At 42.0% G+C, this 23,339-nt stretch carries 17 protein-coding genes, 1 pseudogene and 1 other annotated feature; of the genes and pseudogenes, 1 reads left to right on the top strand and 17 read right to left on the bottom strand.

Annotated features, from left to right (window positions below; genetic code table 11):
* Positions 1-486 precede the first annotated feature (486 nt).
* From AC075L_RS04170 to ileS, 3 genes are all read right to left on the bottom strand, one after another.
* Positions 487-957, bottom strand: a complete 471-nt coding sequence (locus AC075L_RS04170) for a hypothetical protein (RefSeq protein ID WP_008707767.1) — start codon at positions 955-957, stop codon at positions 487-489.
* Positions 958-1,202: 245 nt separating this feature from the next.
* Entirely contained in the window at positions 1,203-3,665 is a 2,463-nt protein-coding gene (locus AC075L_RS04165; protein ID WP_062807198.1) for a glycogen/starch/alpha-glucan phosphorylase, read from the bottom strand.
* A 324-nt stretch (positions 3,666-3,989) separates the two neighbouring features.
* Positions 3,990-7,145 (bottom strand): isoleucine--tRNA ligase, encoded by a 3,156-nt coding sequence (ileS, locus tag AC075L_RS04160; RefSeq protein ID WP_118593300.1) that lies wholly within the window; start codon positions 7,143-7,145, stop codon positions 3,990-3,992.
* A gap of 130 nt (positions 7,146-7,275) precedes the next feature.
* Positions 7,276-7,511, bottom strand: a binding site (T-box leader).
* Positions 7,512-7,797: 286 nt separating this feature from the next.
* On the opposite strand from ileS, the gene AC075L_RS04155 reads away from it, so the two are divergent.
* Positions 7,798-9,033 carry a D-alanyl-D-alanine carboxypeptidase family protein gene (locus AC075L_RS04155; RefSeq protein WP_118593301.1) on the top strand — a complete coding sequence of 412 codons (1,236 nt, stop codon included), beginning with the start codon at positions 7,798-7,800 and terminating at the stop codon, positions 9,031-9,033.
* Here AC075L_RS04155 and AC075L_RS04150 read toward each other — a convergent pair.
* From AC075L_RS04150 to AC075L_RS04085, 14 genes and pseudogenes are all read right to left on the bottom strand, one after another.
* The gene (locus AC075L_RS04150; RefSeq protein WP_008707772.1) at positions 9,004-9,963 is read right to left on the bottom strand and encodes a 3'-5' exonuclease; all 960 of its coding nucleotides are present in this window, start codon (positions 9,961-9,963) and stop codon (positions 9,004-9,006) included. The genes AC075L_RS04155 and AC075L_RS04150 overlap by 30 nt on opposite strands.
* 60 nt (positions 9,964-10,023) lie before the next feature.
* Positions 10,024-11,148 carry a DUF362 domain-containing protein gene (locus AC075L_RS04145; protein WP_055060107.1) on the bottom strand — a complete coding sequence of 375 codons (1,125 nt, stop codon included), beginning with the start codon at positions 11,146-11,148 and terminating at the stop codon, positions 10,024-10,026.
* 87 nt (positions 11,149-11,235) lie between these two features.
* Positions 11,236-11,481 carry a DUF1292 domain-containing protein gene (locus AC075L_RS04140; protein ID WP_026649908.1) on the bottom strand — a complete coding sequence of 82 codons (246 nt, stop codon included), beginning with the start codon at positions 11,479-11,481 and terminating at the stop codon, positions 11,236-11,238.
* A 233-nt stretch (positions 11,482-11,714) separates the two neighbouring features.
* Positions 11,715-13,397, bottom strand: a complete 1,683-nt coding sequence (locus AC075L_RS04135) for a phospho-sugar mutase (protein WP_476387173.1) — start codon at positions 13,395-13,397, stop codon at positions 11,715-11,717.
* A gap of 100 nt (positions 13,398-13,497) precedes the next feature.
* On the bottom strand, positions 13,498-14,385 hold the full coding sequence (locus AC075L_RS04130; RefSeq protein WP_118593303.1) for an ABC transporter permease: 888 nt from the start codon (positions 14,383-14,385) through the stop codon (positions 13,498-13,500).
* Positions 14,382-15,386 carry an ABC transporter permease gene (locus tag AC075L_RS04125; RefSeq protein WP_118593304.1) on the bottom strand — a complete coding sequence of 335 codons (1,005 nt, stop codon included), beginning with the start codon at positions 15,384-15,386 and terminating at the stop codon, positions 14,382-14,384. The genes AC075L_RS04130 and AC075L_RS04125 overlap by 4 nt, the downstream gene beginning before the upstream one ends.
* On the bottom strand, positions 15,386-16,297 hold the full coding sequence (locus AC075L_RS04120) for an ATP-binding cassette domain-containing protein (RefSeq protein WP_118593305.1): 912 nt from the start codon (positions 16,295-16,297) through the stop codon (positions 15,386-15,388). The genes AC075L_RS04125 and AC075L_RS04120 overlap by 1 nt, the downstream gene beginning before the upstream one ends.
* Positions 16,290-17,303: an ABC transporter ATP-binding protein gene (locus AC075L_RS04115; RefSeq protein ID WP_118569711.1), complete on the bottom strand. Its 1,014-nt coding sequence runs from the start codon at positions 17,301-17,303 to the stop codon at positions 16,290-16,292. The genes AC075L_RS04120 and AC075L_RS04115 overlap by 8 nt, the downstream gene beginning before the upstream one ends.
* Before the next feature lie 73 nt (positions 17,304-17,376).
* Positions 17,377-18,918, bottom strand: coding sequence for an ABC transporter substrate-binding protein (locus AC075L_RS04110; protein ID WP_008707786.1), 1,542 nt, complete (start codon positions 18,916-18,918; stop codon positions 17,377-17,379).
* A 274-nt stretch (positions 18,919-19,192) separates the two neighbouring features.
* Positions 19,193-19,660 (bottom strand): annotated as a pseudogene (locus tag AC075L_RS04105) (lysine--tRNA ligase); the annotation flags it as partial.
* Positions 19,661-19,810: 150 nt separating this feature from the next.
* Entirely contained in the window at positions 19,811-21,034 is a 1,224-nt protein-coding gene (locus AC075L_RS04100) for a tyrosine-type recombinase/integrase (RefSeq protein WP_476387172.1), read from the bottom strand.
* Between the two features lie 87 nt (positions 21,035-21,121).
* Positions 21,122-21,322, bottom strand: coding sequence for an excisionase (locus AC075L_RS04095; protein WP_120062770.1), 201 nt, complete (start codon positions 21,320-21,322; stop codon positions 21,122-21,124).
* Positions 21,323-21,357: 35 nt separating this feature from the next.
* A complete protein-coding gene (locus AC075L_RS04090; protein WP_147420177.1) occupies positions 21,358-22,272 on the bottom strand; it encodes a hypothetical protein in 915 nt (304 codons plus the stop codon).
* 352 nt (positions 22,273-22,624) lie between these two features.
* Entirely contained in the window at positions 22,625-23,338 is a 714-nt protein-coding gene (locus AC075L_RS04085; RefSeq protein WP_118611131.1) for a hypothetical protein, read from the bottom strand.
* Position 23,339 lies beyond the last annotated feature (1 nt).

Raw genomic sequence — 23,339 nt, 5'->3', positions numbered from 1 at the left:
TCAACAACAGGAGCTTCTGCAGCGAACGCATCTGCTTCAGTAGCTACGGAAGCGTCAGTACCATCGCTGAACTCAGCAGCCCATACCGGCACATTAGAAGTAGCAAGCATTGCAACAACAAGTGACATACTTAATGTCTTTTTTGCCATGCCCTTCTTTGTGTTTTTAATCTTTGTCATGATTATAGTTCCCCTTTCCTTAATATAACTATTTCTTTTTGGGTAAAGATTCCTAGACATAATCTGTCTGTTATGGTTAATAATAGTGCTTTCACCACTTTTTGTCAAGGGTAATGCTCAAGAATTTTACGATTTTTTTAAATTTCATACACTTCAAAAGCATTTATTTTCCTTGATTTTTCATGCTAAAAATCTATAATTTGTTACAAATGTGGTGAGTTGTTCGTTCTAATCACAAGATGATGTATCAACCCCTGTATGGTCAAATGGCAGAGAACCCTCTATAATTCTCTGCCATTTTCTCATTTTATAACTGTTGTTCTTTTTTTATTCTTTCAACCTGCTCAATCGGCATCTGTGTATCTGCAGCGATTTCTTCCAATGTACTTTTGCCTCTTTTTAGCATACAGATTACTATTTTTTCTTTCGTCTCTGTTTTTATTTCTTCTTTCACTTCTTCTTTCACATCTTGCCTTATTTCATTTATCAGCTTATCTGTTTTCAGCTCTAATACTTCTCCGCCCATGGCTCGGTCAACTCCCTTCTTTGTTTTTTCTGAATCTGAGAAAATGTAGTCTGCAATTTTTATGATTACTTCCACAAGGTAACGATGCAGTGCTTCTTTTCCGTTTTCAAGCAGACTTTCTTCCAGTCTTCTGGATATTGTCACATATTCATCCAGCAATTTCTGAAGTTTTTCTGGATCTTTCTCTATATCTTCTCTGCTTTTTTCATATCTTATGACATAAAATGGCAGGAGAAAGAGCAGTTTCTGCATCTCCGGTACTCTGTTTTGTATTTTCTATTGTAACAGATGCCTTCTCATTTTTCCAGTCAAATCTCTGTTTTTAAGAACTTTTTGTTCCTTTATATTATATGTCTGTACACAAAATTTCCCGTACAAATGAATTAATGTATTATGTCACTACTGTAGCAAAAAGCCCCTGCAACACAGTCCTGATAACTGTACTGCCAGGGGCTTTATTTTTATTCAGAAGCAATTACTTCTATAGATATAGCATATTATTTCTTTCTGACAATAACCTTATCCAGATGCCAGATATCATCTACATATTCCTGGATAGTTCTGTCGGATGTGAACTTGCCGCTGCATGCTGTGTTGAGGAGTGCTTTCTTAGCCCAGCCTTTTTCGTCTCTGTATGCTGCTTCTACGCGTTTCTGTGCGTCTGCATAGGAACGGAAGTCTGCGAGGATGAAGTAGCGGTCTGCTCTGTCTGTGTTCTTTGTGTTGAGAAGTGAATCGTACAGGTCACGGAAGAGTTCTGTATCATTGGAGAAGGTTCCGTTGATGAGCTGCATCAGTACCTGACGGATTTCTTCGTCTGTGTTGTAGATTACGTTTGGATCGTATCCGCCGTTGTTTTCGTAGTTGATTACTTCGTCGGAGCTTAAGCCGAAGATGAATGCGTTTTCTGCGCCAACTTCTTCTACGATCTCTACGTTAGCACCGTCCATTGTTCCAAGTGTAGGAGCACCGTTGAGCATGAACTTCATGTTACCTGTACCGGATGCTTCTTTACTTGCTGTGGAAATCTGCTCGGAAACGTCTGCAGCTGCAAAGATCCACTCAGCGTTGGATACTCTGTAGTTTTCGATGAATACAACTTTGATCTTGCCGTTGATGGAAGCGTCGTTGTTTACTACGTCTGCTACGGAGTTGATGAGTTTGATGATCTTCTTGGCTGTTGCGTAACCTGCGGATGCTTTCGCACCGAAGATGAATGTTCTTGGATAGAATTCCATTTCCGGATGCATCTTGATCTGGTTGTACAGATAGATAACATGCAGGATGTTCAGGAGCTGACGTTTGTACTCGTGAAGTCTCTTAACCTGTACATCGAAGATGGAGTGCGGGTCTACTTCTACGCCATTGTGCTCGAGGATGTATTTTGCAAGACGCTCTTTGTTCTTGAACTTGATGTTCATGAATTCCTGGAGTGCTTTTTCATCATCTGCGTAAACTGCCAGTTTCTTCAACTGAGGAAGGTCTGTGATCCAGTCCGGTCCGATATGCTCTGTGATCCAGTCTGCAAGGAGTGGATTTGCGTGGAGCAGGAAACGTCTCTGAGTGATACCGTTTGTCTTGTTATTGAATTTCTCAGGCATCATTTCATAGAAGTCTTTTAATTCCTGGTTCTTCAGGATTTCTGTATGAAGGCGTGCAACACCGTTTACAGAGTAGCCTGCCGCGATTGCAAGGTGAGCCATCTTAACCTGTCCGTCATAGATGATAGCCATCTTTTTGATCTTCTCATAATTTCCCGGATATTTAGCCTGGATCTCAAGAATGAAACGACGGTTGATCTCTTCGATGATCTGGTATACACGCGGAAGCAGTCTGGAGAAGAGCTCGATCGGCCATTTCTCAAGTGCTTCGGACATGATAGTATGGTTTGTGTAAGCAACAGATTTTCTTGTTACTTCCCATGCTTCATCCCATCCGAGTCCTTCTTCATCCATGAGGATACGCATTAACTCTGCTACTGCTACAGTTGGATGTGTATCATTCATCTGGAAGGTTACTTTTTCATATAATTTATGGATATCGTCATGTTTCTTTTTGTATTTGGCAATTGCTGCCTGGAGGCTTGCAGATACAAAGAAGTACTGCTGTTTCAGTCTCAGCTCTTTACCTGCATAGTGGTTGTCGTTCGGGTAAAGGACTTCTACGATATTGCGGGCAAGGTTCTCCTGCTCTACAGCTTTCTTGTAATCACCCTTGTCAAAGGAATCAAGCTCGAAGTCTACGATCGGCTCTGCATCCCAGATACGAAGTGTATTTACTACATCATTGTCATATCCTGTGATCGGCATATCATAAGGAATGGCTTTTACTGCCTGATATCCTTCATGGATAAATTTGTTTCCGCCCTTTTCAGGATCGTACTCTACTCTTACATATCCGCCGAAGTGTACTTCCTTGGCATATTCCGGACGACGCAGTTCGAATGGATAGCCGTTCTTTAACCAGTTATCCGGTACCTCGATCTGATAACCGTTCTGGATTTTCTGTTTGAACATTCCGTAGTGGTAACGGATTCCGCAGCCATATGCTGCGTAATTTAAAGTTGCGAGAGAATCAAGGAAGCATGCAGCCAGTCTTCCCAGACCACCGTTTCCAAGTGCCGGATCCGGTTCCTGATCTTCGATACAGTTAAGGTCAAATCCCAGCTCTTCGAGAGCTTCTTTTACTTCACCGTAAGCGCAAAGGTTGATCAGGTTGTTTCCGAGAGCACGTCCCATCAGGAATTCCATGGACATATAGTATACGATCTTCGGATCCTGTTCGTCATAAGCTTTCTGTGTTGCAAGCCAGTTATCAATGATAACGTCTTTTACAGAGTAGCTTACTGCCTGGAAAATCTGCTCCTGTGTAGCTTCTTCAATTGTTTTTCGATAGAGGAATTTTACGTTGTCTTTTACGCTTTTCTTGAATGCCTCTTTCTTGAACATTTCGTTTGTCATTTCATACCTCCCGTAATGGTTTCACTGTTCACTTTATTCTCAGCAATACACCTTGCGGATATTGCCGGTGAACCTCTTCATTCCGTCAACTCTTCTGTTTTCTCATATCAGAGAAATTGGGGGCAAAGAATCTCCGCCTCCAATTTCCTCTCTGAAATCAGACTGTCAAGGATAATGATACTCTTTTTTCGACAGTCTGTCATGTGTATAATTGCCGAATTTTATAACATTTTTTTGTTATCGTGCATTGCGAAAGTAGTATATTTCCTGTGAAATACCTGTAACTTATCATTACCTTGTCAGTAATTGACCGAATGTTGTCAATTACAGTTTCTTAACACCCATAGTTACTGCTTCTTTGTTGATGTTCCACTCTTTCACATAACCATCGGTCTCGCCAAGTACCATTTCGTCTGCAAGTACTTCTGACTTAATCTCATCTTCGTGTGCTTTCATGATATCCTGGATCTTGTCGTTTCCGTGAGCGTATACTACGATCTTGTCCATAACTTCGAAGCCGGCTTCCTTACGCATGGTCTGGATCTTGCTGATGATCTCACGTACGAATCCCTCTTCGATCAGTTCAGGTGTCAGGTTTGTATCAAGGACTACGGATGTTTCACCGTCAGATTCGGATACATAGCCTTCTGTCTGTGCTGTTTCAATAAGAAGGTCTTCTTCTGTAAGCTCTACATCGTTTCCGTTGATATCCAATTTCAGGACACCGTTGGTTCTCAGTTCGTTCATTGCTGCTGTTCCATTGATGTCTGTGAGAGCCTGTCTGATTCCTCCAAGGAGTTTACCGTATTTCGGTCCTACTGTACGAAGCTGTGGTTTGAAGCTGTAGGAGATAAAGGATTCTACATCATCTGCGAATTTTACTTCTTTGACATTCAGTTCGTCTGCGATGATGTCAGTGTAGAATTCACTCATTTTCTTCTCAGCTTTTACATACATGGTTCCGATTGGCTGACGATTCTTGATGTTTGCTGTATTTCTGCAGGCACGTCCCAGAACTACGATCTCCAGAAGCTCTTTCATATCTGCTTCCAGATCTTTGTCGATCCATGCTTCGTTTACAGTTGGGAAGTCGCAGAGATGGATACTCTCCGGAGCATCTTTATCCACGCTTCTTACCAGGTTCTGATAGATGTCTTCTGTCATGAACGGGATCATCGGAGCTGCTGTCTTGGCGATGGTTACCAGTGCATGGTACAGAGTCATGTAAGCATTGATCTTATCCTGCTCCATTCCCTTTGCCCAGAAACGTTCACGGCTTCTTCTTACATACCAGTTACTCATCTCATCTACAAATTCCTGAAGTGCTCTTGCTGCTTCCGGGATCTTGTAGTTAGCCAGGTCATTGTCAACTGCCTGAACTGTTGTGTTTAATCTGCTGAGGAGCCATTTGTCCATAACAGGAAGCTGGTCATAGTTCAGTTCATATTTGGTCGGGTCGAAGTTGTCGATGTCTGCATATAATACGAAGAATGCGTAAGTATTCCACAGTGTACTCATGAATTTACGCTGTCCTTCCACAACTGCCTTGCCATGGAAACGGTTCGGAAGCCATGGAGCACTGTTGATGTAGAAGTACCATCTGATGGCATCTGCGCCGTATTTGTTCAGTGCATCGAATGGATCAACTGCATTTCCTTTGGACTTACTCATCTTCTGTCCGTTCTCATCCTGAACATGTCCCAGAACGATTACGTTCTTGTATGGTGCTTTGTTGAAGAGCAGTGTGGATTCTGCAAGGAGTGAGTAGAACCATCCACGGGTCTGGTCTACTGCCTCGGAGATAAAGTTTGCAGGGAACTGCTGCTCAAATAATTCTTTGTTTTCAAAAGGATAATGATGCTGTGCGAAAGGCATTGCTCCTGAGTCGAACCAGCAGTCAATAACCTCCGGTACACGATGCATTTCTCCACCGCACTCCGGACACTTCAGTGTGATCTCATCGATGTATGGGCGGTGAAGCTCTACTGTCTTGGCTCTCTCATCACCGCTCATCTCGAATAATTCCTGACGGCTTCCGATGGAATGCATATGTCCGCATTCACACTGCCAGATGTTCAGTGGTGTTCCCCAGTAACGGTTACGGCTGATACCCCAGTCCTGAACGTTTTCAAGCCAGTCGCCGAAACGTCCTTTACCGATGCTCTCAGGGATCCAGTTGATTGTATTGTTATTTCTGATCAGGTCATCCTTAACTGCTGTCATCTTGATGAACCAGGATTCTCTTGCATAGTAGATCAGTGGTGTGTCACATCTCCAGCAGTGTGGATAATCATGCTCGAATTTCGGAGCATCGAAGAGCTTGCCTTCTTTGTCCAGATCTGTGAGAACCATAGGATCTGCTTTCTTTACAAAAACGCCTGCGTATGGTGTCTCTTTTGTCAGGTTACCCTGTCCGTCTACGAACTGTACGAATGGCAGTTCATAGTTACGTCCGATTCTGCTGTCGTCTTCACCGAATGCAGGTGCGATGTGAACGATACCTGTACCATCACTCATAGTAACGTAGTTATCACAGGTTACGAAATGAGCTTTCTTTTTCTGTTTTGCTGCTGCCTCTCCTGCACATGCAAAAAGCGGCTCGTATGCTTTGTATTCCAGGTCTGTTCCTTTGTAGGTTTCCAGAACTTCATATGCTTTCTCGCCTTCTTCTTTTGCAAGTTTGCCAAGGACTTTGTCAAGGAGTGCTTCTGCCATATAATAGGTATATCCGTCTGCTGCCTTTACTTTGCAGTAAGTCTCATCCGGGTTTACGCAGAGTGCAACGTTGGACGGAAGTGTCCATGGTGTTGTTGTCCATGCAAGGAAGTAAGCATCTTCACCAACAACCTTGAATCTTACAACTGCGGAGCGCTCTTTTACAGTTTTGTATCCCTGGGATACTTCCTGTGCGGAAAGAGGGGTACCACATCTTGGACAGTAAGGAACGATCTTGAAGCCTTTATACAGAAGCTTCTTGTTCCAGATTTCTTTTAATGCCCACCATTCGGATTCAATATAATCGTCATAGTAAGTTACGTATGGATGTTCCATATCAGCCCAGAAACCAACAGTAGAGGAGAAATCCTCCCACATTCCTTTATATTTCCAGACGCTTTCCTTACACTGTTTGATGAATGGCTCCATACCGTATTCTTCGATCTGCTCTTTGCCATCCAGACCAAGTTTCTTCTCTACTTCCAGCTCTACCGGAAGTCCGTGGGTATCCCATCCTGCTTTACGCGGAACCATGTAGCCCTTCATTGTACGGTATCTCGGAATCATATCCTTGATTACACGGGTAAGTACATGACCGATGTGCGGTTTGCCGTTTGCAGTGGGCGGTCCATCATAGAATGTATAGGTTTCTCCTTCTTTTCTGTTCTCCATACTTTTCTCAAAGATATGGTTTTCTTTCCAGAATTCTTCTACTTTTTTCTCACGGTCTACAAAGTTTAAGTTCGTATCAACTTTCTGGTACACAGTAATTTACCTCCTGTTTAAATTATTTGTATCAGACACCTGAAAATATGCAGGACGTTTATATACGCTGAAAAATATTTCCAGTGTCCTTTAAGAACGAAAATAAGCCCATAAAAAAATCGCCCTTTTGTAAAAGGACGAAGGTTTATTGACGTTCGCTATACCACCTGTTACATTGTACGGGCATCCTCTGCCGATACATGAATCTTTTAACGGGGATTTCCGTCAGCTCTTACCTGTCTGTACACCCTTCAGAGCTGCAACTCCGGAGTGATCTTCACTGCATTTACTCACCACCGGGCTCACACCCTCCCCGGTTCGCTGTCTGCTTTCCCCTGCAGTTACTCTCTCCATCAACGTTTTTGTGGACATATCATTTATTTAACTATGCGGATTCATTATAAGGTCACAAAATTCACTGTGTCAAGTATTTTTTTGAATATTAGGGTAATCCTGTTACTGTTTAATAACACTGGTTACTGTCAAACTCCCGAACAGTAACACACTGTTAACATACTATCATATAAATTTTACACAGGCATTGTAATTAATGATATAATAAGGTAGAATATTTTGTCCGAACGTCATTCAAAACAATGGACCAGGATATGGAAAGCAACTACTATGTATATTTAATGAAGGGTAATTTCAAATGTTTAAAACAAAATTTCATAAATTAATGAAACGTTTCCTCACCGGAATGCTTTGTGCAGGGATTCTGACCTCCCAGCCTGCAGTCACTTACGCTGCCGAAACCTCTGCCACTCCTGAAGCCGGTCATTCAGAAACCTATTCACAGGCCTCAGATATCGATTCTGTCAAAGGATGGCCCACAGGTCCTAATATCGAGGGACAGTCCGCAGTGCTGATGGATGCAGTCACTGATACTATTCTTTATTCCAAGAATGCCAAAGATAAGCTATATCCCGCCAGTATCACTAAGATCATGACCGCTCTTCTGGCCTGTGAATATCTGGATATGAACGATACGATCACCATGTCGCAGGAAGCGGCTTATGGGATTGAGTCCGGAAGCTCCAGCATTTACGCAGAAACAGGAGAGGTTTTCACAGTAGAGCAGGCCCTGATGGCTCTGATGCTGGAATCCGCCAATGAGATGGCTCTTGCTCTGGCAGAAAAAACAAGCGGTTCTGTAAAGAAGTTTGTTGAACTGATGAACCAGAGGGCAGCTCAGCTTGGCTGTAAGAACACCCATTTTAATAATCCAAATGGTCTTCCGGATGAGACGCATTATACCACCGCAGGTGATATGATGAAGATTGCTAAGGCAGCCTGGTATAATCCCAGATTCCGTAAATTTGTGACCACACAGGTTTATGAGATTCCTCCGACTAATAAGCAGTCTGAAACCCGTTATCTTCTCAATCACCATAAGATGATGCCCGGACAGTCTTATGCATACGATGGGGTTCTGGGAGGAAAGACCGGATACACCGATGCAGCGGGAAGTACGCTTGTCACCTATGCCAAGAGAGGAAATTCCATTCTCATTGCAGTTGTGCTGAATTCTACAAACGGTGCTTTTCCTGACACAACTTCTCTGCTGGATTACGGCTTCGACAATTTTGAAAAAGTAGACTTGAATATAGATACCGATCCGGTACCGGCAGTATTTCTCCCATGCGAAAAGCACCTGTTAAAGGACTGGAATAATCTGTGTTCCTTCTATTATATGAGGCATGTGTACGTAACTGTCCCCACAGGAACCGATGTGAGCCAGCTTGTAAAGAAGCAGAAACTTCTGAACAATTCTGTCGGTCCAAAGAGAATTAAAAGTAAATATTATTTAGACGGCCATATGGTCGGATATGGAATGCAATATGAAAAGGAGATCCTTTCAGATCTCCTTCTCAACGCTTCTTTTTAGTTTTCGCCTGAGGCGGAGGACTTCTTTTCTTTCACGAAGTTCCTCCGCTTCTTCTGTATCTGTGAAACGCAATGTCTTCACAGCGAAATATTTCTCATCTTCTGTTTTTCGGATGCGGATCTTGCCTCTTATCAGTCCATGTTCTTCACAATTGGATATGCTGTAATAAACCTTTGGATTATTCATAAACCATCGGAGTTTGCGCTTTGCAGGCAGATGACAGACCGGACATCTGGTGCTGGTCACCTCGCGGTCTTTCATGATTCGCTCTCTTGTGGCAAATTCTCTGGATACATATTTGTCATGATCCGGATAGGAAATATGTATCTCGTCTTTTTTCTTCTTTGGATTCTGGTAAACATCCAGTGACGGATGATTGATGATGATTATGTTATTTATTTTCTCCAGGACTTTCGCTGTATACCAGGCATCTGCAAGCGCCCGGTGAAATCCCCTGGATTTCTCTATTTTCAGCTCATCGATCGCATGCTCCAATGCACACCTGTGTGTACCGTCATCATAACTGATACTGTATAGTTTCTGCACATCATAATAGGTCACAGGTCCGGGAAGCAGATCCAGCAGGCCATAGAACTTCATATTTCTCTGAAGTTCCATCACGTCCTGATTTCCCCAGGTAAAAAAGTACCAGTCTTCTCCGCACCAGTCAATAAATTCCCTGACTGCCTGCTCAAAGGGCACGCCTTTCATAAGATCTTTATAATCTACATGAATTACCTCATGGATGCTGTCATGAATCCATTTATAGACCTGTGGTTTGATCAGTCGGTGAAAATGATCCGTTATTTCTTTTTTGCTGTTTACTTTTACAGCCCCAATCTCGATAATCTCAAATGGAAGCCTGTCGTTACGTGTTTTCTTTCCCGAAGGATTCTGATTCCATTCCAGGTCAAAGACAATATAGTTCATTCATCCGGTCCTTTTTGTTTATTACTTTTTCGCATTTATTTTCCATTGCTGATAAATATATTATTTCACGATCTTCAGTTCATACTGTCTGGTTCCCAAACCAATCTTCTCTGCCTGATCCAATGTTGCCTGCCATTCAATGTTCGGGTTGGAATCTTTGAAATGGTCATGGTGGCAATGCCAGTCAGGTTTTGCCAGGTGTTCTCCAAGCTGGCTGTTCTCGATCGGAGTTGCTTTCAGACAGGCATCTGCGCAAGCCTGATCCAGAGCAACCGGGTCGAAGCTCGCAAACATTCCGATATCAGGAAGGATTGGTGCATCATTTTCGCCATGGCAGTCGCAGTTCGGGCTGATATCCTGAACAAGTGCTACATGGAAATGCGGACGTCCATGACAGACTGCCTGTGCATATTCTGCCATCTTACGGTCAAGAAGTTCATTCGCACTGCTGTTTGGATTGTATACTGCATCAAAACCACAGGCTCCGATACAACGGCCGCAGCCTTTACATTTATCATAATCAATGACTGCTTTTTTATTCGGATATGTAATCGCATCACTTCCGCACTCTTTTGCGCAGCGACGGCATCCGCGGCAGAGTTCTTCGTTTACTGCAGGTTTTCCGCTAGCATGCTGTTTCATCTTACCTGCGCGGCTTCCGCATCCCATTCCGATATTCTTCAGAGCACCGCCGAAGCCGGTTGCTTCATGTCCTTTGAAGTGGCTTAAGCTGATAAAAATATCTGCATCCATGATCGCATGTCCGATCAGTGCAGTCTGACAATATTCACCGTTAACTACCGGTACTTCTACTTCGTCTGTACCGCGTAAGCCATCACCGATGATGATCTGGCATCCTGTTGAAATGCTGTTAAATCCATTGAGATTTGCGCACTCCAGATGCTCCAGTGCATTCTTGCGGCTTCCCGGATAAAGAGTGTTGCAGTCTGTGAGGAACGGAAGTCCTCCCTGCTCTTTACAGAGATCAGCTACTGCTTTTGCGTAATTTGGACGCAGGAAAGCCAGATTGCCAAGTTCTCCGAAATGCATTTTAATAGCCACGAATTTTCCATCCATATCAATGTCTTTGATTCCGGCTGTAACGCAGAGTTTCTTCAGTTTATCAAGCTGGCTGGTGCCAACCGGACATCTGAAATCAGTAAAATAAACGGTTGATTTTTCCATCGTTTTTTCCTCCTGTTTTTATTGATCAAAATTTGATTTTTTTATTTTACCACAAGATGCAGGTTCTTTTCGAGATATTTTTTTTGCTTACATCTGTTCGTAAAATTTTGTCACCTTTTTGTATTCTGCAGGCAAAGTGATCTGCTCTACCACAACATCTCCATCTTCTGCATTGTGGTAACGGTAAATGTAAACGCCCTCCTGGATCTCATCTCCTTCGATCAGAGAAACTGCCAGATATCCCTGTCCTTCAAATTCAAAGGTATCCATGATTGCAAAATCCCGTTCTGTTCCGTCAGATACCGGAATGCTGATTACTTCATATTCTTCCATAGTATATTTTCCTTTCATTCATAAGCAGTCTTATTCTTATTTTCGCTGTTTTTTATTGTAGCAAAGAGTGTTAATTATATCAATCCTATTTAACCGAATCAAGTAAGTCGTTACTGCTCACTCCGTTCACAGTAACAGTAAGGCCCCTGCGGGTTACAAAAAGAAAGACTGCACCTCCAATGAGCACAGCCTTTCCGGTTTGGTATATTTTATTCAGTTCTGCTTACAATTGCTTATGCCATGATCGGTTTTAATGCTTCTGCAAGCTTCTCTTTCTCAGCTTCTGCATCTTCCAGGTTCTTGCCGAGAGTTGTGTAATAGATCTTGATCTTTGGTTCTGTTCCGGATGGGCGGACAACTACTGTCTCGCCGTTATCCAGCTTGTAGATCAGTACGTTTGCTGCAGGAAGTCCTGTTTCTTCCGGTTTCTGGTAATCTGTTACTTTTACAATTGCATGACCTGCAATCTCTGTGAGAGGTTTGTCACGAAGTCCCTGCATCAGAGCTGACATCTTATCCATTCCGCTTAATCCCGGGAATTCAAAGCTGTCTACTTTGTTCAGGTAACGTCCGTACTGTGCATAGATCTCTTCCATTCTCTGTTTCAGGGAACTTCCGATGCTTCTGTAATATGCAGCCATTTCACAGATCAGCATAGATCCGATAACAGCATCCTTGTCACGTACATATGGTCCTGCAAGGTATCCGTAGCTCTCTTCAAATCCGAAGATAAATCTGTCTACTTCATCTGCTGCTTCAAGCTGTGCGATCTGATCGCCGATCCACTTGAATCCTGTAAGTACGCTTCTGAGTTCTACTCCATAGTGCTCTGCCACTGCATCTGCAAGTGGTGTGGAAACAATGGATTTCACTGCTACCGGGTTCTTTGGCATTGTGCCTTTTTCAATGCGGCCTGCACAGATATAGTCAAGAAGGAGTACACCTACCTCATTACCTGTTACCAGCTCATAGGAACCATCCGGGCATTTCATTGCGATACCAACACGGTCTGCATCCGGGTCAGTTGCAAGCATTAAGTCTGCACCTGTTTCTTTTGCGAGATTTAATCCAAGCTCCAGAGCTGCAAAGATTTCCGGGTTCGGATAGCTGCAGGTTGTGAAGTATCCGTTCGGATATTCCTGTTCCGGAACGATTGTGATATCTGTAATTCCGATATCTTTTAATACCTGAGTTACAGGTACAAGTCCTGATCCGTTTAACGGGCTGTAAACCAGTTTCAGTCCTGCTGTCTTGCAGAGACCCGGACGAACCTGACGGGATTCGATAGCTTCATAGAGAGCCTGCTTGCAGTCATCTCCTACAAAACGGATCTTTCCCTGTTCTACGCCTTCTGCGAAGGACATATATTTCGCACCTGTAAGTACGTCTGTTTTCTGGATCTCTTCATATACAATGGCAGCTGCATCGTCTGTCATCTGGCATCCGTCAGGACCGTATGCTTTGTATCCGTTGTACTTAGCCGGGTTGTGGGATGCTGTTACCATAATACCTGCATTGCAGTCATAGTAACGTGTTGCAAAGGAAAGTGCCGGTACAGGCATCAGTGCGTCATAAATTCTGACATTGATATCATTTGCCGCCAGTACGCCTGCTGCTGTTTTTGCAAATACATCACTCTTAAGACGGCTGTCATAGCTGATGGCTACTGTCTGATTACCGCCCTGTGTTTTTACCCAGTTCGCAAGTCCCTGTGTTGCCTGGCGAACTACATAAATATTCATACGGTTGGTTCCGGCTCCGAGAACTCCGCGAAGTCCGGCTGTTCCAAATTTCAGCGCTACTGCGAAACGATCTTTGATCTCTTCATCATTTCCTTCGATTTTGGATAATTCCGGATTAAGATCCGCATCCTGCAGATCTGCTGCCAACCAACGTTTGTATTCTTCCTGATACATTTTGACCACTCCTGCCTTATTTTTTAGATTTTTTAAGATATTTCCATAATATCATAAATCAGACAAATCAGCAACAAAACAGCGAGATTTCGGTCAAATTTTAAAAGTTACTTTCTTTTCTGTTTGTCTGCTCTCTGCAGGCATTTCCTATATTGGTCAGGCAGAGCACTGTGGCGATCAGGAAAATTCCGGGGATCAGAATGATCCACCAGGAACCTGTCATTAATGCCTTATCTGACAGAGACAGCATACTTCCCCATGTGATAACCTCTATCGGAAGTCCAATGCCCATAAAGCTTAAAGTAGCTTCAGAAATCATTGCAGTTCTTACATTCATGACTACCATAAACATAATGGATGAGAAAAAGTTCGGCACCAGATGCTTCCACAAAATACGGAAGAATCCCGCTCCCATACATCTTGCAGCGATGATATACTCACTGTTTCGTATCTGCCGTACCTCTGTGCGTACTACTTTCGCAATACTGGTCCAGCTGGTCACACCGATCACAAAGGACAGACTCAGGATATTTGCATCTCCCATAATAGCCTGCAGCAAAATGATCAGGAGCAGAGTTGGTATACTTAAGAATATTTCTGTAAATCTCATGATCAGTTCATCAAGCCAGGCAGGTGCCACTCCACTGAAGGCACCGACTACCACTGCAATAAAAGTAGAAATAACTGTGGCTAATCCACCGATCAGGATCGAGATTCTTCCTCCATACCAGATCATGGAAAAAATATCCCTTCCCATAGTATCTGTTCCAAAAAGGAACTCCCTGTCAGGAGCTTTATTATAGTTTAACAGATCCATATAAGTAGGATCCTTTGTCATGATCAGTTCCGCACACAGGCAGCCCAGTACGATAAGAATCAGGATTGCTGCCGAAACAACGGGTTTTCCCTGATACCACTTTTTCTTTGATTTGGGAATTACGGTTTCTGTCTTTCTGTTTCCTGCCAGTTCAAATAAATGATTGGTCATCCTTCTACTACCTCCGATTTCTCGGTTATTACTTCATCCTTCATACGGGGATCTATCTGTTCATTAATAGTCTGACTGACGATATTACAGAAAATAACCAGGATTCCTGACATCATACAAAGCAGCATCAGCAGATTGTAATCATGATATCTGGCACTCTCATAGGACAGAGCTCCGATTCCGGGATAAGAGAATACACTTTCTACCACATAGGTTCCTCCAAGTACATGGGGGACTGCAATGGCCATAATACTCAGATAAGCAGGCATTACATTTCGGACACAATGTCTGAACATAAGCTTTTTCTTATCCAGGCCTTTTGCCTTTGCCAAAAGTACATAATCTGCGCGAACCTCTTCAAGGATCTTATTTCGGATCATGTAAGCATAATACCATAAATGCTCCATGACCACGATGGTCAGAGGCATGATCAGATGCAGCACTCTGTCACCGATATCTCCTGCATTTCCTGTACTGTAAGCTCCACTGCTTGGCAGGATCTTAAGATTTACGGAAAAAACAAGGATCAGGACCAGAGCCATCCAAAACTCAGGAATACAACTGGATATGGTTCCCAGCTTACACAGGATCCGGTCTGCCAGCCGGTTTTCGTACCAGGCACACAGGATTCCCAGGAGCAAGGCTCCGGCAAACATAATGATAAATCCGATTCCTCCAAGCACAAGTGTATTACCGATACGGCCGCCGATCACGTCCACTACATCCTGTTTATATTTAAATGAAATTCCAAATTCTCCATGAAAGGCATTTTTTACCCACTTCACATACTGCACAGAAATCGGTTCGTTCAATCCCAGTTTTCCCATAGCCCATTCACGTTCTTCCGGACTCATCTTCTCTGTACGGTCACCATAATAGGAAATCAGCGGATCTCCCGGTGCAAGACGGGCTACATAAAATACAGCTACAGACAATATAAATACTGAGATCAGGAATATCAGGCATTTTTTACCATAGTAGACTAACTTTTTTTGTCTCATTATATACTGCACCCCTTTCCTTCAGCCGGAAGCATTGCAAAATGTCCGGGTGACACTTCTGTCCACACGCTGTTTTCCATTCCTTCGCCATCATAATACTGCAGGACTCTTTTTCTTTCCCTGATGGGGTCAGGAACAGGAATTGCAGACAGCAATGTTTTTGTATAAGGGTGCACCGGATTGGAATACAATTCTTCTGATGGCGCCAGTTCTACCAGTTTTCCATGATACATAACTCCCACACGGTCACAGAGATACTCAACCATAGCCAGGTCATGAGCTATAAACAGAAATGTAAATCCATGCTCCTCCTGCAGATGACGGAACAGATTGACGATCTGGGCCTGTATGGACACATCCAGAGAAGCTATCGGTTCATCAGCCACCAGAAATTCCGGTTCCATACACAGAGATCTGGCTATGGCCACTCGCTGTCTCTGTCCCCCTGATAATTCAGATGGATAACGGTCCAGGAAACTGTTCTCAAGTCCTACATATTCCATCTGAAAAGCAGCTTCCTTCACAAAGCTTCCTCTCGGAGGTGTGATATGCTGGATTCTCATTGGTTCCGTAATAATATCTGACACCTTCATTTTCTGGTTCAGACTGGATGCGGAATCCTGGAATATCATCTGGCGGCGGGTCTGCAGCATTTTTTTATGCTTTTTGAATTCCTTTTTGTCGCAGATATTTACATCTTTATACCAGATTTCTCCCTGAGCCGGCTGATATATATTCATCAGACATCTGGCAACTGTGGACTTTCCTGAACCGGATTCCCCTACCAGACCAAAGATCTCACCTTTATGGATCTGAAATGAAACATCATCTACAGCCTTTACCTTGATCTTTTTTGTCAGATGAAACTGCTGAGTCAGATGCCTGACATCCAATAAAACTTCTTTACTCATGCGCTGTTCCTCCCATAGGTGATTTGATCTGCGGTGCTCTTGGATCCAGCAGCCAGGTTGCCGCATAATGAGTATCTGTTATCTTAAACATAGGCGGCATTTCTTCATAATCAATATTCAGGGCATATTCATTTCGACATGCAAAAGCATCACCTTTCGGCGGATCTATCAAAGTAGGAGGCATGCCGGGGATGGTGTACAGGCTTTCTTTTCCATTTGCAAATGCAGGCAGTGATCTCATCAGTCCCCATGTGTATGGATGTCTGGGATCATAATACACTTCCTCTGCTGTACCGATCTCTACGATCTTGCCTGCATACATGACTGCCACTCTGTCTGCCACACGTGCAACAACTCCCAGATCATGGGATACCAGTATGGTAGCTGTTCCAAGCTTCATCTGTATTTCCCGCAGAAGATCCAGGATCTGTGCCTGTATGGTCACATCCAGTGCAGTAGTTGGTTCATCTGCAAATAAAATATCCGGATCTGCTGCCAGAGCGATGGCCATGACACATCTCTGACGCATTCCTCCGGAGAACTGCCAGGGATACTGATGATATCGTTCCTTTGGATGGGAGATACCTACCAGTTCCATAAGCTCCAGAACCTTCTTATTTACCTGTTCCTTCGTGTAGTTCTTATTGTGGATCACCACTGCTTCCCCAATCTGTTTTCCAATTTTAATAGTTGGATTCAGGGATGTCATAGGATCCTGAAAGATCATAGAAAAAACTCTTCCACGCAGTTTCTGCATCTCCTTTTCCCTGTAACAGGTGATATCCTGTCCGTTCACACAGATGCTTCCCTCTTTTATTTTTGCGCTTGGTGGCAAAAGCTTCATGATACTTTTGCAAAGCACACTCTTCCCGCATCCGGATTCTCCAACTATAGCCAGCACCTCTCCCTTTTTTAATGAAAAAGATACATCTCTTACTGCCTGGACTTCTCCGGCAGGACCGTTAATGCTGACTGAAAGATTTTTAACCTCTAATAAATGTTCCATTTTTAATCCTTTTTCCACTCGTGTAAAAAGGGGGCACCTCTAGTGCCCCCGTCACAACCTTTATCTCTTTTTATTATTCAATAGTCCAGTCTGCTACATTCCAGAAGATTCCAACTCCATGATGTCCCATAATTGTATCAGGATCGATTCCTTTAATATTGCTGTCAGCAACATAGTTGGCATCAATATAGCAGATCATTGCATAAGCCGGATCCTCTGCCAGAGCTTTCTGGAAATTAGCATAGGCTTCTGCACGAACTTCCGGATCAGCTGACTGTCTTGCTTCTGTCAGATACTTGTCAACGTCTGCATTAGAATAGCCGGAGTAGTTTGCTCCCTTATCTGTTCCGAATACTTTGTATGTATGGTCGTCAGCGTCAAATGGGCTTCCCCATCCGATGAGAAATGCCATCTGTCCTGCCCAGTCTGTCTGTGCAGGGATCTCTACTGATACATCCATGCCGATCTCTTTCAGTTCCTGTGCTGCGATCTGAGCCATATCAATACGTACCTGATCTCCTGCACTTACGCTGATTACAAATCCCACTTTTTCGCCGTCACGATAATAGAATCCGTCATCACCCATCTCGCATCCTGCAGCTTCCAGAATTTCTTTTGCTTTTTCAGGATTGTAATCATAATGCTCTACATCTTCATAATTGTAGATATTTCTCTGAAGAGGTCCATAAGCCGGCATTCCCTGTCCAAGGAGAACTGCGTCGATGATCGCCTGACGATCAAGTCCATAGCACACTGCCGGGATCAGATCACGGTTTTTCTGCCAGTATTCATTTCCAAAGTTAAACATGATTCCACGATAGTCAGAAGTCTTCATATCGTAGCATGTATATGCCTCATCATCTGCAAAAGCAGCTGCATCCTTTGGTGTTAATAACGCCAGATCAAGTTCTCCGGATTTTAACTGAAGTGCTTTCGCATTGTCATCCGGTACGATCTTGAATACAACTTTATCAATGGAAGGCTCACCCTTAAAATAGTCTTCGTTCTTAACCAGTGTGATCGCCTGTCCCTCATCCCAGGATTCGATCTTGTATGGACCTGTTCCTACCGGATTACGGAAGAAATCAGAGGTCTGCATATCTTCTCCCTCAAGCAAATGCTTAGGAAGAACTGCCATTGTCATATAGTCAAGGAATGCAACGTTTTTGTCCTCAAGCTTGAACGCAACCGTATGATCATCAATAACATTGATCTCTTCTACGTCCTCGTAGTTGGGTGCATTCTCAGAACCATTTTCCGGATCCATGATCGCTTCAATAGTAAATTTAACATCCTCTGCTGTCACAGGTTCGCCGTCCTGCCACTTGGCATCTTCTGCCATATGGAATGTATAAGTATTGGTTTCATCATCAAAATCCCAGCTCTCTGCCAGTCCCGGAACTACCTGATTATCTCCGTCATGTGCAGTTAAACCGTTGAAGATCAGAATATTGATCTCTCCATGTTCATCCATAGCAGGATTGATCCTGGTATAATCTCCGCTTCCGTATACCAGTGTTGTTTCTTCCTCTGCCAGTACAGGCACTGTTGTTCCGGCACTGACCAGTGATACAGTCAGAAGCACTCCGGCCATTGTCAATAAACCCTTTTTCATTTCATGTTCCCTCGCTTTTTCTTTATTGGTAACTGGCTTTTATGATATCAGACAATTCTGACATCAGTAAGCCCTGCGGGGGGATATTGACATATTCCTTTTTGTGCCTTATATATGCCATATATGGCATACCTGCAGCAGTATCATTACTCTCCATCGCAGTGCGATCCTGCCCGGAGTGTTATTTATGTTATAGGAACATTACAGAGTAATTTCCTATAATATAAATAACACTCCGCCTTTAGTATTTCACTAAAAGCGAAGTGTCCTGATATTAATATAATTTTGCACCAGCCGGAATATGGTCATCTACCATCAGAAGATGAAGTTTTTCTTCGCCCTCTTCTTCATGGATTGCACTAAGTAACATTCCACAAGATTCAATTCCCATCATTGCTCTAGGTGGCAGATTTGTGATAGCTATAAGTGTCTTACCTACCAGTTCTTCTGGTTCGTAGAATGCGTGAATACCGCTTAAAATGGTACGTTCTACGCCTGTTCCATCATCCAGAGTAAACTGTAAAAGTTTCTTTGACTTCGGCACTGCGACACACTCTTTTACCTTTACTGCACGGAAATCGGACTTGCTGAAAGTCTCAAAATCTACCTCATCTTTGAACAATGGTTCGATTTCTACCTTTGAAAAATCAATCTTCTCAACTGGCTTTTCTGAAACCGTTTTAGCCTGCGCAACGTTGTTTGCTTCGTTCTTAGCAGCGCCCTGGGACTTCATTGTCGGGAAATTATACCTTATTTTTTATAAGACTTTATATTTCTTTATTTCCCTGTTTTTAAAGCACCTATATCTATCTCTCCATTTAAGGTTCTTCATAACTCTGCATAACTTGTCGTATGTTTGTCGTAAAGCTGTCGTAAATACTTTTTTACTATTTTAAGCAGGCTTCATATTTTCAAAATATGTATTAAATTTGCTAATCTCTGTCTGCTTCAAATCGTCAGTTGCTTCTGCATACACATCTAACGTCGTTTCCACATCTGAATGTCCCAGAATCTCCTGCATCGCTTTGACGTTGACACCAGCTTCACACATTCGGGTTGTAAACGTATGTCTCAACGAATGATTACTAAATGGAGGAAGCATGACCTCTCCACCTTTATCCATCACCTCATAGTTACAGTCCCGAATAATTCTTTTGAGAGCCTTATTAAGTGTTCCTTGATGTTGCGCACTGCCAAATCGATTAATAAAAATAAAATTCGTATATCCATCGATAGTAACGTTACAAGTCAATCCACATTCTTTTTGATATTCTTTTTCCATCAAAAATGCCTGTTTTACTTTTGGCAACATAGGAATTGTTCTTTGACCAGCTTTGGTTTTTGGTGTATTAATGGAAAATCCACATCCTTTATCAGTTCCCTTGTCATAATAAACTAATGTATGATTTACATTAATAGTACCCTCATCCAAATTAATGTCATCCCATCGAAGTCCTGTAATTTCCCCCACTCGCATACCAGTCCATAAAAGAGCCTCGAAAATAGGGTACCATTTATGGTACTGTCCTTGTTTTTCCAAAAATGATTCAAAAACTTTCTGCTCTGCAAATGTTAAGGCTCTTCTCTTGCTGGAATCTTTGTTATGCGCTCTCTTTAATTCCTTTAAAGCATTGTCAGATGGATTATATCTCAGATAGTCATCTTCAACACCCAGTTCTAATACCTGATGCATAACTGTATGAACAGCATCTATTGTAGATACCTTCAAATGTCTGCTATCCAGCAAAGAATTATAAAAAGCTCTTACATCAGTTCTCTTCAAATCAACAACTTTGATTTTTCCGAAATCTTCCTCGACAAATTGCCGATACATATACTGATAATTCTGAAAGGTATTATCCTTCAACCCCTTTTTCAGATTAACCCATCTATAGTATAAGTCATTAATTGTAAGGCTATTTTTATCTGCTTTTATACCATCTAAAATATCTCTTAAAACATCATTCTCCTTCTCTCTCAACTCTTCAAGAATCTTTGCATAGGTTGAATGACGTTTTCCCTTTTTATCTGTCCATTTATACTCAAAGGTTCCATTTGCTCTTTGATATTCGCCCTCTTTCAGAACTCGATTTTTATTGTCTTTTCTCCTGACCATTATAATTCTCCTCTTCATTTATACCAAAGAGGATGCAGGTTCATATTCATTATAATATTTCCCCATCCTCTTTGTCCAGTTCTAAATTTATATAGAGTATAATTTCTCTAAATGGGCTTCCATTTTTTTCCTTTTAATAAGCCTTTTGCTTCCACACCACAAAACTTCCTGACAATCTTCACCATTAGTCAAATCACGTAACTTATTTACTCCAATTCCAAAATATGCAGAAGCCTCTTCTAAAGTCAGATTTGCCTTTTCCCATGTCGGAACTAAAATTTCTCTCATAATATAGCTCTCACCTTATTTTCTATTAAAAATTATTACTCTTCAAATGGGTTACTGTCAGTTTCTATAAATCCATCTACATTATCTTTTCCATGTGCCCTTTTTTTCAAATCTTCATAATTGGTATATTCTGATGTTGGAATTTCAAATGATTTATACTCTGCTCCATCTTTATACCGATACTGAATTTTATCCAAACGCCTTAAAAGCTGTTCTATCTTATCTCTCCCCCTGTCACCTTCTTCAACTAATGATTCATAAATTTCATCTGGTGGATATACAGAAGTAATAATCACTTTATTCCACAAACAGTAACAATTGGCATATCTACAATGAATTTGTGCTCTGGAATATTGGTCTAATATAACCAGCAACTCAGAGAACCGTATATTGCCCTTAAATTCATCCATGAAAAGAATTTCCGGTGCTCCCTGATCTATATAATAGTCCATCCCCCCATTATCAAAATCTGTTGCAAAATATACGTTTTCCTCTCCATATTTTTCGCACAGTTCTTTATAATAATAACTTTTTCCTGTTCCACTTTCCCCAACAATCCAAATACATTCCTTGTCAGTTTTTATCAGAGGTGTTTCTCTCATACGTATATCAATAAATTCTGAACGTATCATCTTCTCATACTTTCGATAAGAAAAATTACTTCTCATAATCTCAGATGGAGTTCTTCCTTGTTTGAGCAATTCTTCTATTGCCTTTAAATCCGACCTTGTTCCCCGAACGTCTTGTATGCAGTCCATATCCAGAGTATATAAAACCTCTTCGCCTTTTTCCTCATGTTCACCTAACTTCAGCATATAATTGGTTAATTCTTTTTTCCCTCCACATTGAGGTTCTACATGAGAATTAAACATTGTTTTTGATACCTTCCTCAAGGTAGTTGTATTTCCATATAAAGCCACATGCGCATGATAACATCCATCTGCACTCAAACATACTGCAACTGCGGCTTCTCTGTCATCTTTGTCTCCTACCCATGCATCCTGTAACATTTCTGCTAATTTTTCTGGATTTTTATAATCCTCTTCTTTCCATCCCGCATTTTGCATATTTGCAATATGTACTGTTGCAATCCAGCACCGACCTCTGACATTTGTTGAAAAATTCCCCATTATTATTCACACTCCTGTTCTTAATCACAATTTACTTGTGACTAAACTCTCCCGTAAACTTCAATAAAACTAACCAAATTCACAATCACATAAGAAAATTGGTAATACTAGAAATTTTCTTATAGAAGCGAATTGCTTATGGCTTCGCCAACGCAATCCGCTTCACCCACCATTAATTTTGTAACAAACCTAATATCTTTTTCTTTGAAATTTTAGGCAAAACCAACGCTCGCAGATTTTGTCCATCAATAAGTACAATTCCCTTTCCCATACCAAATTGTAAATTTTCTTCACCTTCCATATGTTCGCCTGCAAATAACCCTTTTCTACCATCAACTGTCAATCTTCCCAAACCGACATATATATGAAAATTATCTGCACTTCCGCTTGATGCAGGAAAAATACTTGCTGTATATCTTTGCATAGAAAGCCACAAAAAACATTTTCTGGAACGTCCAAGCATTAAAATTGAGGACATAATATTTCTAATTTTATCCGCTTTTGCTTTCCCATCCTTTGACATTGAGTAATGTGTCAATAAACCAGCGATTTCATCAATAAGAAGAATTTTATAGCATTCCTCTCCACCTTCTGGTGTATTCATAAATTCATCATAGAATCGCAAAATTACATCATATGCATCCTCAAATTCGCCAAAACGCTCTTTATCTGTAATTTCTTCAAATTCATGGCTTGCTTTAAAATCAACAATATACAACTTACAATATTGGCTTTTCAGCTTATAAATCCAATAAAGAATAGACGTGCTTTTACCCGACCCAGACCCACCCACAACAATTAAATGCCCTATCGGCGCATAAATAGGGATTTTCACACCTACATCTGAATAGAATTTATAATCATAACCCAACATCAACCTATCCATC

This window comes from Blautia sp. ZXY-1-B12, from assembly GCF_056339915.1.
The sequence above is the reverse complement of the archived record's forward strand: the minus strand, read 5'-3'. Positions and strand labels throughout refer to the sequence as shown.